This is a genomic window from Lysinibacillus piscis, assembly GCF_026012395.1.
Taxonomy (GTDB): Bacteria; Bacillota; Bacilli; order Bacillales_A; family Planococcaceae; genus Lysinibacillus; species Lysinibacillus piscis.
In genome coordinates this window covers 37,538-53,832 of record NZ_BRZA01000006.1, presented here as the reverse complement: position 1 = coordinate 53,832, position 16,295 = coordinate 37,538, and the positions used below count along the sequence as shown (strand labels likewise).

Here is a 16,295-nt window from a genome sequence, read left to right as displayed (position 1 = left end):
GCTAGCACTAGAATAGAACCGAGGGACATCAAGATTAAGTAAAGTTTCATACAGATTCATCCCCTTTTTTCATAATGACGTTTAAACTGTATCGATACTGTTGTGCCTTTTTGTATCTCAGAGCTAATGCTTACCGTACCGCCATGTGCCTGAATAATATCTCGTGCAATCGCTGTTCCTAGCCCCGTGCCAATAGTTTGCTCTGTATTTGTCCCACGGTAATAGCGCTCAAAAATATGCTCAAGATCCTCGGCTGCAATCCCTTTACCATTATCTGTGATGGTAATTGTCGTATCATCTACATGAATACGCACCGTTACATCAGCCTCATTATGCAATAACGCATTGTGGATAAAATTAAGGATGGCACGTCGCATAAAATGAATATCTATGGATTGTATCACCTTATTTGTAGAGGCATCAAACTCAATCGTAGCCTGTTCAAATTGTGGTGTATTCAGTACGTCAATCACAATTTCCCTTAAAAATGGAACAATATTGACTTCTTCCAATGCAAGAGGGAGTTTACCATGCTTTAAACGCATTGTTAAATTCAAGTCGTCTAGTAATTCTTGCATATGCAAGGATTGCTTTTCAATAATTTGTGCATACTCGGCATGTTCAGAGCCGTCATTTAATAGCTCAGCATAGCCACGAATGGAAGCGAGTGGCGTTTTCATATCATGAGATACATTGCTAATCCACTCATCACGTAATTGCTCTAATTGCGACAGTTCACGGGATACATCGTTTAATTGTTCAAAAACAGGCTGATAGACACCACGTTGAACATCATTTGGTACAGGTTTATGGCTTTTTAAATGTTGAATGCGTTCAATCAGTGCATATAGAGGCTTTGTGAGTGTACGACCAAAAAGCCAGCCAACAAGCGTAGCTACGAGCAAGTCAGCGATGATAATAAAAAGCCCTAATTTCCCAATCCACTGTAGTACAGATGCACCCGAAATATGCATAATCATTCTTGAAACATTACTTCCTTCAATGCCAATTAAATAGCTAATATTGTCCTTCGCCCCTATATAGACAGTTGTGTCCCCACCGAATTCTTTATATTTATACACCTGAACTAAGTCAATAGGTGCATAATGTGAAGGAGCATTGCTTGGCGTGAAATATGAATCAAGTACATCGCCATTGGGGCTCAAAAGCTGAATCCAAGCATTGCGTCCATGTAAAAGCTGTAAACCCTCTTCATAAACAAAAGGTAGTCCATCCTTTATTTCAATATAACGTTGAAATGTGCGCACAAAATCTTCGTCATTATTCATCCATGCGTCTTCATAGTTACTCATTTGTTGATTGAGTAATAGTGCGATGAAAATAGCTGTATTAACAAAAATCACAATGACTACAATCGCTAGGACAGAGAATAAAAAACGTGCAGTGAGCTTCCATTTCATTTGGAAGCCTCTTTTGGTACAACAAATTTATAGCCAAGCCCTTTAACGGTTGTAATATAAACAGGCTTTGACGGATTAGTTTCTACTTTTTCTCGCAGACGTCGAATATGTACCATCACCGTATTATCAGAGCCGAAAAAACCCTCACCCCAAACACGCTCAAACAATGTTTCTTTGCTTAATATGCGATTGGGATTGTGCATGAAACAAGCCATCAAGCCAACTTCCTTCGCCGTTAATTCTAACAGTACATCATCCTTCTGTACCTCTGTTGCATCGCTATTTATCTGGAAAGGGCCTACTTGAATGAACGAGGGTGTTTCTTGCGCTAGGTAGCCAGCTCGACGTAATTGTGCTTTGACACGATAAGCTACTTCTTTTGGGCTAAAAGGCTTTGTAATATAATCATCACCGCCAATAGCAAGTCCCAAAATCTTATCAATTTCCTCATTTTTAGCTGACATAAAGAGCACAGGTATATGTGAAGTTTCTCGAATACGCCTACATAAATCGTAGCCTTCACCATCTGGTAGCATTACATCCAGTAACACGATATCAGGGGATACCTGTTGAAAGCTTGTCCATGCCTCTTCAATAGAGCCAGCCGTGTATATATGGTGATAGCCTTCTCGCTGTAAAGATATTTTTAATAGATTGGCTAAATCTGCCTCATCATCTACAATTAAAATAGTTGGTTCCATTGCATGACACGTCCTTATTTAAAATTTTAAAAGCTTTGAAACCATTATGCCCTAAAAGGCGTACAAAGAGTATAACCTATTCAAGGAGGAATGAAGATGTTTAAAAAAATAGCAGCAGAAGCGTTTGGCTTGTCAGATATTGGGGTTGTGATTTCACCAGAGGATTATGACAAAACCGATGCCGATGATTTTATTCTCCACGAAATTGATGAAAAAATTTATTTTTTAATTAAAACAAAAGCAGATGAGTATTGCTTTACAAATCGTGCCATTATTCATGTGGATGGAGAAAGTGCGATGAGCAAGAAACGCTTACTACGCCGCTATGACTATTCTTTATATTCCATTAGTGACGTATTTTTGGAAACGGCAGGAACAATTGACCTTGATGTCGAAATTAAGTTTACAATTGGCAATGTGGCATTGTCTATCGATATCCACAAACGTTTCTTAGATGAAATTAAAGATTTATATAAGGCACTACATGCGATTAGCTATGAGCAAACGCATAATGCCTATAAGCTAGAAATGGCTGAAAGAAGTTTGTCCATTGCGGCAACCTCTTTAGGACGTATTGGCAATGACACAATTACACCAGCCTCATCATTTAAGGAAATTACACGTTTTACGAATGATTGGTTAGTTGACCATAAGCAACAATATAAGAAAGAAGATTTCACACATATTTTTAATCTCTATATTAATCAGTAGTTATCAGCTCTCTACAGGGATGTAGAGAGTCGTACATAAAGGAGTGGACAAGTATGGAAAATGAAGAATTTGTACAGGAACAAGAAGAAGTAGTAGCTGCTGAGACATTGTTTGTGAATGAATTTATTAATGGTATTCTTGATCCACAGCAAGAAATGTTAGGTCCTGTCAAAGATGGGGGCACGATTATTGCGAATACAGCTCCTGGTTGTTGGGGACCTATGTTAACACCAACAATTCGAGGTGGGCATGAGGTGACGAAGCCTGTATTTGTCGAAGGTGCAGAAGTAGGAGATGCCATTGTTATTCACATTAAATCCATACAAGTGACATCACTAGCGACTGCCTCTGGTTATGATGAAGTCCTTGCTGAACGCTGTATTGGCGACCCATTTGTAGCGGTGAAATGTCCAGGGTGTGGCAAACTTTATCCGAATACAGTGATTAAAGGTATCGGGCAACATGCTATTCGCTGTGCAACATGTGATACAGAGACAGCACCATTTCATATGGTTAATGGCTATACAATGGCATTTGATCACAAAAATGGTATGGGGTTAACTGTTGGGCGTGAAGGAGCTCGTCGTATCGCATTAGAAGCAAAGAATTATATGCGTACACCTGAAAATTCTGTGCAAAATCCTGTTGTGACGCTAGCGCCAAGTGATTTAATCGGAGTTATGGCAAGAATGCGCCCATTTTTAGGACAGCTTGGTACTACGCCATCGAAAGCAATGCCTGATTCTCACAATGCAGGTGATTTTGGCACGTTTTTAGTAGGTGCTCCACATGAATACGCATGGACAAAAGAAGAGCTTGATACACATCGAACAGATGGACATATGGATATTAGCCGTGTACGTGAAGGTGCCACATTAATTTGCCCTGTAAAAGTACGAGGTGGTGGTATTTATATTGGAGATATGCACGCAATGCAGGGAGATGGTGAAATTGCCGGGCATACGACCGATGTGTCAGGCATTGTGCAATTACAAGTACATGTATTGAAAAAAGTTTCACTTGAAGGTCCTATTTTATTGCCAAATGAAGAGGATTTACCATATACAGCAAAGCCTTTCACGAAAGAAGAAAAGCGTCGAGCAAAAGAATTAGCGGAAGAGTTTGGTGTGAAGCATGTAGAAGAAGCATTTCCAGTGTCCATTATTGGTACAGGAGCTACATTAAATGAAGCAACGGACAATGCGATTAGCCGAGCTGCGAAGCTTTTTGAAATGAGCGAGCCAGAGGTATTAAATCGTACGACCATTACAGGCTCTATCGAAATTGGTCGCCATCCTGGAGTCGTGACCGCTACCATGCAAATTCCTAAAACCGTGCTAAAAAAGATGCGTATCTACAAAACAGTAAAAAGGCAATATGATTAGTGTTAACTATTTGATTTTTTCACAAAATGAGCAGATTAGCTATTATGTAGCTAGTCTGCTGTTTTTTTGCGCAAGGCGGTTGATTTCTGGTTAGGAGTTGGTATAATAGAACGAAATTAAAACATACAAAGGTGGTAGGTTATATTGGAATTGGCACAGAGGCGAGTGAAATGGAAGCCAGCAAAAAAAGAACAAGAAAATCATATGATAAAAGCATACATAGCGAAAATGCGTGGCGGTGGACGAGCACCTTCACGTACTAATTTCGCAGATGCCATTACGGGTGCTGTTGGTGGGCTAATGTGTATTACCATCTTATTTGCATTAACCAATTACACAGGAGCTACTTGGTTAATGGCATCACTTGGCGGAAGCTGTGTATTAGTATTTGTCGTTTGGAATGCGCCATTATCACAGCCAAGGAATATTATAGGTGGTCATTGTTTATCAGCGATGATTGGGTTAATCATACACTCTTTATTAGGGACAAGTATTGTGACGATTGGTTTGGCTGTTGGGCTAACTATTTTTTGTATGGCGTTTCTTGGCATAATTCATCCACCCGCAGCAGCAAATCCGATTATTATTTTGTTAAATGGCTATGGATGGAGCTATTTATTCACACCTGTTTTAATCGGTACAGTTTTGATCGTACTATTAGGGTTAATTATTAATAACTTACGAGACACACGAAAATATCCGCTATTTTGGTAATGATAAATGGTTGTAACTTTTTTGTGGTACAACCGTCTACTGTTATAAGTAAGAGGTAATAAAATGATGTATGATTGTCAGTAAATTGTGCATTATAATGATAGCGCTAGCCATGACTAGTGTCGGCAATGAGCCATTCGTGACGAGACGCATGGGCTACCAACTTATGAGTGAAAGTCCGATGAGCTCATTTGCCTTTCTAGATGAATAAAAAGAGGCGTTCAGGACATGGTCTTGAACGTCTTTTATAAAGTTTTAAACATTTTATCCACAAGTTATGCAGGTAATCCACACTGCTTGATGATAGAGGTTATTTTCAAGCAAATTTCAACAAGTAGACAGTTATTTTTGTGGATAAGTCTGTGGGTAAGTGTAAAAATCTATGGATAAGTAGCTAATTTATGTAGATAACTGTCGTAGGAGAAGTGTCTACTATTGTCGAATTATGACGATAGTAGACACTTTTTAGTATTATTGTAAAATGCCTCGTTGGACTAATTCAGCAATATGCTCCTCATCGTAGCCAATCCCAGATAAAACTTCCTCATTATGCTCACCTAATTTAGCACCTACATGTTTATACACAGGCTCATGACTGTGGAATTTCAGGGCAGAGGCGATTTGCTGCTGTGATGTACCGTCATGTTTTGGAATATCCACAAGCATACCACGGGCCTGTAGCTGAGGATGTTCACAGGCTTCAGGAAATGTTAAAACAGGTTCCACACAGCCTTCAAATTCCTCATTAAAAACTTCCAGCCATTCTGCATACGTTTTCGATAAAAACGCATCCTGTACCGCCTCTTTAAAACGAATTTGTGTATAGTGAGAATCATTGAATGTATTATGAATCAACTCGGGAATATCCAATGCCTCGCAAAGTAACTTACGGAATTGAGGCTCTAAGCTACCAACAGAAAAAAAACGACCATCCTTTGTTTTATAGTAATCGTAATAACTACCACCATTTAATATTTCCTGTTCAGGCTGTGGTGTATGTCCGCCACTAATATAAGCAGGACCATAGATAGCATTTAATGAAAAAGTAGCATCTAAAATACTGACATCAATATACTGTCCTTCACCTGTTTTTTCACGATGTAAGGCTGCGGCAAGTATACCTACTGCGGCATGCATCGCCCCACCTGTGATATCTGCTAATTGAATGCCCATAGCAACAGGCTTTTTATTTTGATGACGAGAATAATCAGCAATACCAGCTAATGATAGATAGTTGTTGTCATGTCCAGGACGATTGCTGTAAGGACCTGTTTGCCCATAACCTGTAATGGAGCAATAAATAAGTTGTGGATTAACCGTCTTTAACGCATCGTAATCAATACCAAGCCGTTTCATAACACCTGGGCGAAAGCCTTCAATAATAATGTCATATTCTTGGACAAGTGACTTGACGATATCCACAGCTTCAGGTGCTTTTAAATTTAATGTTAACGATTTTTTAGAGCGATTTAAATATTGATGAATATAGGCTTCACGGTCTTCGTCATACGGTGGCATAATGCGAATCAAATCAACGCGTTTAGATGACTCTACGTGAATAACTTCCGCTCCTAAATCAGCAAAGAGCATCGTTGCCATTGGACCTGGCAATAATGCGGAAAAATCGAGAATTTTTAACCCCTTTAGTATGCTCAAATTTCTCAGCTCCCATGAATGAAATTGTATTAATACAGAATATATTTTTATTATCAGTATTATAACAGGATATTTTGTTATTTGGCTATGTTAATTTACTAATATACTTTTATTGAGAATTTAATGGGTATATATGGGTTAAAGATAAATATTTTGGTGTGTATTTAGCTGTTTATATGTTTTAATATAAACAAGCTAGTTCTATAGTTGGAGGTGAAATGGATGCGTATTCAACACTATAAAGAGATTTGGAGAAAGATTAAATTAGCGCATTTGATTATTGGCATTATCATTACGATATTCATGCTTTCAAGTATTAGTTTTGTTTGGAATGGCTATCAGGCAAATATTGATTCAGTCCGAACCCATACATTAGAAATGAATCGAGTATACGCTCAAAAATTGGCAACAACAAGTAATGGACGCTTACAGGAAACATTCGGTGTTTTGGATTATAGTGCCAATATTTTAAAAAATCATATGCATGATGAAGAGCTATTAAATGCAGAAGTAGATCGATTACGATTACAATATCAGCTATTCAATACAGTGTTTATCGTAACATCAGAGGGAAAAGTGCAATCTGTTTCACCATTATCATTAAATGTGAAAGGACAAATTCTTACAACAGCAGGACCACAAGAAGCGCTAACGAAGAAAGTACCGATTGTCTCAAAACCGTATATGAGCCTAGTAGGAGAGTTAGCTATTTGTATTTCTACACCGATTATTTCAGACGAGGGAAAATACCTTGGTATGTTAGGTGGTTTGATTTATTTAAATGAAAAAAATATTTTCCATACAATACTTGGCGAGCACTTTTATAACGATGACTCGTATGTGTTTGTAGTAGATGGTGATGGACGTATTATTTATCATCAAGATAAAAAACGTGTCAATGATATTGTGTTGGAAAACCCAGTTGTACGAAAAGTGATTATTGGAGAAAGCGGTGCTGAAGAGGTTGTCAATACGAAGGGCATCAAGATGTTAGCGGGTTATGCACCGATTCCATTAGCGGATTGGGGAGTGATTTCACAACGTCCATTAGATGCAGCATTAAATGGTTCCAACGAACAATTGCAAAATATGCTTGTGAAAGCAATTCCGTTTACGATGATTTTAGCTATTATTATTATTTGGATTGTGTCTTGGATTGTTCGACCATTACAGCAATTGGCTACCTTCACAGAAAGAAGTGCCATGGCTCAAAATATGGATAGTTTGAAATCCGTGCAGGGCTGGTATTTTGAGGCACATCATTTAAAAAATATATTAATTAAAAATTTAACCTTTTTACAAAGCCAAATTTCCTATTTTAAAGACCAATCGACAACGGATGCCTTAACAGGGCTGACAAATCGCCGTACCATTGATGCGATATTAGCTGAATGGTGTGCCAATAATATAGCGCATGCAATTATTTTAGTCGATGTGGATAACTTTAAACAGATTAATGATCGATATGGTCATCCAGTAGGGGATTCAGTATTGCAATTTTTGGCGAATACGATGGAGAAGGTAGCAAGAGAGCAAGATGTGTGCTGTCGTTATGGTGGAGAGGAGTTTATTATATTATTGCCTCACACAGATGCTGAGGAAGCAAAAGAGATAGCAGAACAATTGCGCAAAAAAATGATGCATAGTGTGAGTCCATGTGGCTATCCTGTGACACTATCAGCAGGTGTAGCAACATATCCTCAAAGTGCTACAAATCGAAAAGAGCTTATTGAGGCAGCAGATAATGCACTGTATCGTGCCAAGGAAGCAGGACGTAATTGTGTGATACAGGCAGACCAGCATTAATTTGCGTTTGAATGATTAAAGAATAGATAATTCGGGTAAACTATAGATAGATTATGGCAGGACACCATTTTTATCGACTTGAAAAATATAAGGTTATCCCCCTTTCCCTTATAACCCCACAAGTACGATAAAATGTGCCTATATATTATGAAAGCCAAGAGAGTAACATGCTCCTTGGCTTTTTTGTGCGGAAAAATTTCATTATTATGTATGAAGGTTCTTATATAAATGGTCGATATAAACAAGGAGAAAACGATTTGTGCGTATCGGAGTACAGGCAAGAAAGGAAGAATGGGATGGATAAGACAAAAATCCAAAAAGTAAATAAAGCATTAATTGCAACCGTTTTTGGAGCGAGTGGACTTGCGGTTGTTGTACCACCGCCGGAAAAAGTAGCGGCCGCTACACTACCATTTAAAGATGTTGATCAAAACTCAAGTCATTATAGTAGCATTGTGAAATTATATACGCAAAAAGTAATGGATGGCTATAAAGATAATACATTCCGTCCTGATGTGGCTGTAACACGTGGGGAGGTAGCGAAAATCATCGCAAAGGCATTAGAATTAGATGTCAATGATGTGGATGATCCGTATTTTAAAGATGTGTCTAAAAATAATGAGTATTATAAGTATATAGCAGCACTACAAAAGGCAGAGCTTATGTCAGGCTATGCGAATAACACGTTTATGCCGAACGAGGCGATTACTCGTGGACAATTAGCTGAATTATTAGTGCGTGCTTTTCATTTAGAGGTAGCCTCACAGTATAAAGGTGTCTTCAAAGATGTAGATAGTAAAACAAAAGGCGCACAATATATTCAAACATTGGTTGATTTAAAAATTGCAGAAGGCACAACACCTGTCACATTCTCACCATATGATACGGTGACACGAGGTCAGCTTGCGACATTTATTGTACGTACACAAAATCATAAGCAAGATGCTACATCGTTTAAAGTAACAGGTGTAGAAGATGAAATCGTCTATATTAATGGTGATCGTTATACAGTCCCAGAAAGTTTAGCTCATATTTTTAATGAAGATAATGCACCTGTTTTAAAAGGGGCTCTCATTGAAGGTGATTTTTCTGGCAAAACGATTCGTTCAATAGCGAAGCTAACACTGAATGCGAATGGTACAAGCTCGCAATTTTTAACATTAGATGGTGGTGGTCGTTCCTTTGGAGCAACAGTCATTGTGAATGGTAATTATATTGAATTTGACAATATTACATTTGCAGGAACGATGTTTGTTAATGAAGCGGCTCGTTCTTCACTACAGTTTACAGGCTTCTATCAAGATGCATTGAAGTTGGGTCGAATTGCGAGCAATAATTTAGCGTTTATTAATTGGTCAGATAATGGAAGCTCTACAAATGAAAGCCCATCCACTACGACGCCAAATAGCCCAACGACTAATTTTGAAAATTGGACAAATCAAAACGCAGACAAAAACCCAGCAAATCCAAGCAACAGCAAGCCATTTGAAAACTGGTCAAAAGAAAAAGATGAGATGAAAAACGTTGCCAAACATATTGAATTTTACAATAGTACCGTGGCACGCTTAGTCGTTTCTCAAAACGCTACAAAGATTGAAACAAATATGAAGTTACCACGAGTAGATATTATCAATGATGTGCAGGCATTTGAAATTCATGGGAATATTGGTACACTCAATATTGATACAAAGACACCACTAACAATTTACGGCAGTGGCAATATCGATTGGATTAACTATAATAGTGCAAAAGATTTAAAGCTGTATATCGATGGTCGAGTAGGTACACTATATGTAGGTAGTGGAGCAGGTCGTATTGATATTGGCGACTACACATATGTAGATAAAGTTGTACTACCGAAAGATGGGAAACCGAATAATAGCTTTGATGACTTCTTAAATGACCGTGATAATATTGGTGGTATTACAGACCCAGATGGTAAACCAATTGATCCAGATGATATAGAAAACCAAAAACCAACGGACAAAACGAAGCCAACGATTAGCATTACAACAGTAGATATATTAAATGGTAGTGAAATTAATGCAGAATTCACATCAGATGAAGTCGGCACATACTACTATATCGTGCGTGAAAAAGGCGCAGAAGCTCCGACAAAGCGAGAATTAATTGATCGTATTTCTGTAAACAATGTAGCGAGTGGTACAGGCGCAGCAGTTGTAGGAAAAAACAAAATTAATGTCAAAGGACTAGCCGAGAAGCAGGAATATGTGATTTATATTATGGTTGTTGATGGTGCGAAAAATGCATCGGATATGGCTTCACAAGGCTTCCAAATGAAGGATTCTTCACCACCAAAAGTAACATCCTTAACTGTGACACCTCTACATGGTGGGCAACGTGCTGAATTTAGCTTTGTTGCAAGTGAGCCAGGGGATTATTATTACTATGTGCGTAAGAAAACAACAGCAGCCGATCCAACAACAGCAGATATTATTGCAAATCCAACAGGTAAAGGTAAGGCAAAGGCAGGAGAACTTGGTATATCAGGTTTGCTAACAGATTTAGAGGCACTATCACCTTACCAATTATATGTTGTAATGAAAGATACATCTGGCAATAATTCAGTAGACCCAGCAGTTGTGAAGGAATTCTCGACAGGTGAATTAGATAATGTTCCACCATATGTAGTGGGTGGAAAGTTATTTATATTAGATGAGATTAAAAATGAATTTTATTTAACGGTTAGTGAGGAATTAGATCCACTTACAGCTACAAATGTAGAGAACTATGAGTTAACAGGGACAGGGATTATTAACCAAGGCTTACAAAAGCCAATTCGTCCAGAACATGTCGTCTACAATAAGGCTCAAAAACGATTAACATTCACGATTCCTTCCTTTACTGGTTTTGTTAACGGCGATAATTTAGTAGTCAATATTTCGCCAAAAGTCAAGGATTTGGCGGACAATGAATTTGAAAATATAACAAATATTCCACCAAATAGCAGTCCAAGAAATACAGCCGAATATATTCATAATGATACAGAATGGCCATATTTAACAATTATAGGTGATCCAGTAACAAATGCTGCAAAGGATCATACAATTGTCGAATTCAATGCTACGAAAGCAGGGACATATCATTATTTAATTATGGAGTCAGGTTTAAATTTAACGCGTGATGACCGTTTGCGATTAATTGAGGCGGTACAGTTAAATTCAAAAACCTTTACAGTAGGGACAGCGGATGTAGCGATTATTGGAAGTGGTGGTAATAAACCAGCACAGTTAGGAAAGCAAAAAGCTACTTTACCGTTACCAAATACAGTACCACCACTGGATCCATTCAAAAGCTATTCTGTCTATATGGTGTTACGAGACCGTTCAGGAAATGTATCCGATATTCAAACAAAGCATGTGATTGATGACCAAACAGCGCCAGTTATTGAAAGTACACAACTTAAAATAGCAGAAGGCGATAGAAAAGGGACATTCAGCTTTATTTCAGATGAAGAGGGATCATACTTTTATGTTTTAAGAACAACGGACGATACATCAACATTAGTGCCAACAAGTGCTGAGGAAGTAATTGCACGAGGACAAGCTACTACTATGCGTGTAGGTGAAAATAATATTAACCTTACGTTTGAGCCGCATAAAAACTATGAGCTTTATGTAGCGGTGCGAGATCGTTACGGCAATGCGACAATGCTACAGGTTGGCACACAATCAAAAGTGCTGACATTTGATGGTAAGCAAGAGAAAGCAATGCCGCTAACACCTAGTGGACAAGATAGTCAAAATAGACCTCTTGGCGTGATGGCTTATAAATTCTTCTCTGATGGGACACCACCAAGAGTAGAAGACCCAATCTTTAAGCAAATAGAAGGTAAAATATTTGAAGTTACATTTTCAGAGGCTGTTGATCTGACTAACGCTAACTTTGCTTTAGTGAATCCAGACACAGGTTTACCAATTTCACCAGCCTATGCGTCATGGAGATGGGAAGATACAGCGACTAAAAAAGATTGGGAGCCACGTAAGCTGCTAATCGAATTTGCAGCAGAGGTAAAAGAAAGCTTTAATATAACAATTAATGCCACTGTGAAAGATAAGGGTGGCTGGGCATTTAGTAAAGACAAAGCAGAATATAAATACCCAACAAAAGAAAATACAATTACTTCTGCAAAATTATTGCCAGATTCACATCCAAACTTATCAAGTGATCTAAATGTATCACGAAAAGTTTCTGTTGTGGCTAACTTGAATACAGATATTACATGGAGTCAACAATATTACTATGCAGTATTGGGTATAGGATATGATTTAACTTTAGAAAATGCGAAGGCAGTTATCGAAAAGGCAGATCGTAAAGACTTCTCTTACATCCCAGGTGGAGCTATCGTTTCCTATGGTAAAGGAGAAATTAAGCAACCTGCAGATGCGAGTTCGGTTAAAACATTTGATGCAATCCAAACGGGCAGTGATCCAAATTCAATCAATGTTTTCCAAACAAATCAACGTCTATACTTATTTACAAAAGATAAATATGGCAATATTGTTTATGCAAAGCTATATTCAAACCCAATGGACCCAGCAGCTCCAAACTATGTAATTATTCAAGCGAGAACACAATAAACGTCAAAAACCAAGTGATGATTTCTGAATCACTTGGTTTTTTGTTTAAATATAGTTATTTATATTATAGTACTCATTCTTCAGCACTTGCTAATACAAAATAAATTTCTTTAATAAAGGATTAGGAAACATTTTAAAGGGAAATTAATATAATGATTAACGAAAAGTAATTTATATTAGGTTAACGAAATTGCGTTTTCGTTAATATTATGTATAATGGAGGTAAGGAGGGTGAGGATTATGAGCAAAGCGATCTATGAAATGACTGAGATGAATATTGATCAGGGCTATCGTGCTCACAATCGGTATGTGATTGAAAAAGAAACAGATTATATTTTAAATAAAATTGTGACAATCATGCTAAGTGCTTTTTCAGATAAGTTAAAGGGTATTACATTTAGTAAGAACAGTATCCAATTCGATAGCGACTATCTACTTTCAGAACGTCATCGGAAAAATTTATTAAAATGGCTTCAACGAATAGCGAATATCGAACTACCTTCATCCGATTTAGAATTTGGTAAGTTAAAAATTGATTTAGAAAATTGGTACTATCAATTAGGTGGAGAGACTATCCACTTTGAATATCATCAAGACTACTTACTCACACCGATAGAAACGGCTAAGCAATTGGGCATTTCAAAAGTTACTTTAAATAAATATATGAAACAAGGTTTTGAACATGTTGATACAACTTCTCACCAAAAAATACCGAAATTTATGATTGATATTTGGCAAGATCCTGCATATGCTATTCGATTACAAATCATGGCACAAGAAAAACAACGTCAAAATCAAACACCAAAAGAACGCTTACATGAAATTAATCGTGAATTAACAGAACTGCAATTGAAGTATAGTGCGACAACATATCAGGAAGCATTTCAAGAATTTAATGGGGATTCAATGGATGACCCAACAGATTATTATATATGGCGAGATTTAGAAGATGAAAAAATAGAAATTCTGTCGCTTTTTAGAGGAATAGGGCGTAAGGAGAAGGAAAAGTAAGATGAAAGAGACAGCTAAACTTCTCCCAGCAGATATAGAAGAAATTCTTGAAGAATATGGACACTATTTAAAATCATATACACAGTTAAAAGATAAAGATTCGATTTTTGCAAGTTATAAAAGGAATACGAAAAGACTTGAAGTTCTTTTTCCACTGATAGAGCATCCTATTCACGGAATTACAGGTTTACATGTTGTTGAAAATTATGGTAATGATGGATATGTACGACAATATCATTATCAATGGAAAGTGATTGTACCTAAAAGCGGGATACAGACAGCTCACATATCTGGCTGGGGAAATGATGCACATGATGCGGAATGGACACCTGAAGAATATCGAGTTGCCACTGAGCCACATCATCATCACTATGACCCAAATGATCGCAGAAAGAGAAAAGAGAACTATGATGTACGATCCTTGAAAGATGCCTTTGCATTCATTGCAAAATATTTAGAGAGCAAGGAAGAATACACAGTACAGTAAAACAAGCCACTAGCGGAGAGTTTTTCCGTTAGTGGCTTGCTTTGTCTTACTGATTATCTTGTACACCATATCGCTGCTGTGGTCCCATCCAATCACTGACCTCTCGCCATTTTAGCTTTTTGGCAGAAATCCAGTGAATGTTATGAAGTGACGAGGTTTGGGGATGCCAATTGTAATGATTTGCCCAATAGAAATGCCCCTCATGCTGTAAGACGATAGCATCATAGATAATGGAATCATGATTTTCAGCACTTGGATGGATATGGAGCCCAGTGACTTCTTCAAAAAGCAATTCAATAGCTGATGGGTTATTGAATTGTCTTTGAAATAACATCCGCACATGTGTATCTAAGCCAGATGGTACTGTCATTGCTAAATTTTCATTTACATACGTGTCTGCCCACATATGCAGTTCCTTTAGACAACCATCGTGAAAATAACCAAATGTTTGTAATAAATGCTCGATATCAGCTTGATTGTGCACATGTATCCACGTCATACCTATCTTCCCCAATCCTTAATTATAAATCAGTTGGAATGTTCCAGATGTTGTTGTTTCTACTGTATATCGATCACCGTCAATTGTATAAGGAACAGTCTCCTGCATACCGAATTCATTGATTCGTACAATTTTAACGCTTTTTGGTAAATCCTCGATGATTAATGAAATCGCTGTATCAAATTCTACTAGCTTTTTATTCAATGTCGCATGGAATTTAATGCGGTTCCCAACCTTGGATAATGAAATCTCCATTACACCACTATCTTCATTGAGCAATGCATTCAATGGAGGAACAATAAGTGTCATATTCGATTTAGTTGTCAGCACAAAGCGTTTACTGTTGTCCTCTGTATCAGCTACATTGATTTGGGCAGTATACGTATTTTTTGTTTTGCCCATTGCTGTGGTTTTGCCAGGTTTTGCTGCTGAGCTTGAAAGAGTAGGTGTTGAGTTATCAGCTTTTGTAGTAGGTAGCGTGAAGTTCCCTTTTACATAATCCGCTAATGTCCACACATTGGAGACAAGCTGCTGCTGTGTAGGTGTCAATGCTTCAAAGGCTGTTTTCGCTGCCTGTACATCCATCTTTGAGGCTGTTTTAGGTGAAAGCGCCTTAATCATTTTTTCCACATTTTGTGCTGCACTCTTATCCCTTACTACAAGTTGCTCTGCTTCAATTAATAGAGCTTCCGTATTAGTTGGAAAAGAAATATACGGATTGGCTTTGCGTAAAGCATTCAATTCTGCACGAACTGTTGCTACATCTTGATGGAATGTACTGCGTGATGAATTGAGCAATTTAATTTTACTTGTCACTTGGTCAACAGTTGTATTCGGTGTCAGTGCAGAAGTTAGTAATTTTTGCGTTGCTGTGCTGACAAAAGATTTTTGTGCCGCATTTAACGTATTATACCAATCTCGCGTATCTAGGACATTTTGATAGTAGTTTACTGCTGTAGCTGGTACAGAAGCTAATTTTTCTTCAATTTGTGCTGCTAATTTTTTGTAAGACAATCTTGTTTGCTGGTGTGCAGAGAGTGTTGAATAATTTGTTACAGCCTGCTTGTCTACCTCATTTAAAGCGTTATAGGCTTTAAGTGCTGCATCTAATGATGTTTGGAAAGTAGCTGCTGCGTTATTAATAGTGGAGATTAATTGAATGACATTATATACGCTGGCACTATCAGCAACGATGGTAGTTGGTTCAGCCGCCAAGGTAGTTGTTGGTGTATAAATAAGTGCAGGTGCAGCAATAAGAGCGAGTAAGGCTAATTTTTTTGTATGTTTCATGGGAAGGCCTCCT

12 protein-coding genes are annotated in these 16,295 nt (G+C 37.7%); 7 read left to right on the top strand and 5 right to left on the bottom strand.

The features are described from left to right. Positions 1-56: 56 nt before the first annotated feature. Together OPF91_RS16715 and OPF91_RS16710 are read right to left on the bottom strand one after the other, a co-directional pair. Positions 57-1,421: a sensor histidine kinase gene (locus tag OPF91_RS16715; RefSeq protein ID WP_264990071.1), complete on the bottom strand. Its 1,365-nt coding sequence runs from the start codon at positions 1,419-1,421 to the stop codon at positions 57-59. Then, entirely contained in the window at positions 1,418-2,122 is a 705-nt protein-coding gene (locus OPF91_RS16710) for a response regulator transcription factor (protein ID WP_264990070.1), read from the bottom strand. Before OPF91_RS16710 ends, OPF91_RS16715 begins: the two co-directional genes overlap by 4 nt. Positions 2,123-2,218: 96 nt before the next feature. Here OPF91_RS16710 and OPF91_RS16705 point away from each other — a divergent pair, with 96 nt between their 5' ends. From OPF91_RS16705 to OPF91_RS16695, 3 genes are all read left to right on the top strand, one after another. Beyond that, a complete protein-coding gene (locus tag OPF91_RS16705) occupies positions 2,219-2,833 on the top strand; it encodes a PH domain-containing protein (RefSeq protein ID WP_264990069.1) in 615 nt (204 codons plus the stop codon). Between the two features lie 53 nt (positions 2,834-2,886). Beyond that, on the top strand, positions 2,887-4,218 hold the full coding sequence (locus OPF91_RS16700; protein WP_264990068.1) for an acetamidase/formamidase family protein: 1,332 nt from the start codon (positions 2,887-2,889) through the stop codon (positions 4,216-4,218). 204 nt (positions 4,219-4,422) lie between these two features. Then, entirely contained in the window at positions 4,423-4,932 is a 510-nt protein-coding gene (locus tag OPF91_RS16695; protein WP_264990114.1) for an HPP family protein, read from the top strand. Positions 4,933-5,403: 471 nt separating this feature from the next. Here the strand turns inward: OPF91_RS16695 and OPF91_RS16690 are convergent, their stop codons facing one another. Next, a complete protein-coding gene (locus OPF91_RS16690) occupies positions 5,404-6,588 on the bottom strand; it encodes a CaiB/BaiF CoA transferase family protein (RefSeq protein ID WP_264990067.1) in 1,185 nt (394 codons plus the stop codon). 222 nt (positions 6,589-6,810) lie between these two features. Between OPF91_RS16690 and OPF91_RS16685 the strand changes: the two genes are divergently transcribed. From OPF91_RS16685 to OPF91_RS16670, 4 genes are all read left to right on the top strand, one after another. Further along, positions 6,811-8,394 (top strand): sensor domain-containing diguanylate cyclase, encoded by a 1,584-nt coding sequence (locus OPF91_RS16685; protein WP_264990066.1) that lies wholly within the window; start codon positions 6,811-6,813, stop codon positions 8,392-8,394. A gap of 296 nt (positions 8,395-8,690) precedes the next feature. After that, positions 8,691-12,995, top strand: a complete 4,305-nt coding sequence (locus tag OPF91_RS16680) for an S-layer homology domain-containing protein (protein ID WP_264990065.1) — start codon at positions 8,691-8,693, stop codon at positions 12,993-12,995. Positions 12,996-13,235: 240 nt separating this feature from the next. Further along, entirely contained in the window at positions 13,236-14,006 is a 771-nt protein-coding gene (locus OPF91_RS16675; RefSeq protein WP_264990064.1) for a DNA-binding protein, read from the top strand. A gap of 1 nt (position 14,007) precedes the next feature. Further along, positions 14,008-14,493 carry a DUF6516 family protein gene (locus tag OPF91_RS16670; protein ID WP_264990063.1) on the top strand — a complete coding sequence of 162 codons (486 nt, stop codon included), beginning with the start codon at positions 14,008-14,010 and terminating at the stop codon, positions 14,491-14,493. Positions 14,494-14,539: 46 nt separating this feature from the next. Here the strand turns inward: OPF91_RS16670 and OPF91_RS16665 are convergent, their stop codons facing one another. Further along, the gene (locus OPF91_RS16665) at positions 14,540-14,992 is read right to left on the bottom strand and encodes a hypothetical protein (RefSeq protein ID WP_264990062.1); all 453 of its coding nucleotides are present in this window, start codon (positions 14,990-14,992) and stop codon (positions 14,540-14,542) included. 18 nt (positions 14,993-15,010) lie between these two features. Next, complete coding sequence (locus OPF91_RS16660) at positions 15,011-16,282, bottom strand: hypothetical protein (RefSeq protein ID WP_264990061.1); 1,272 nt, start codon at positions 16,280-16,282, stop codon at positions 15,011-15,013. Positions 16,283-16,295 lie beyond the last annotated feature (13 nt).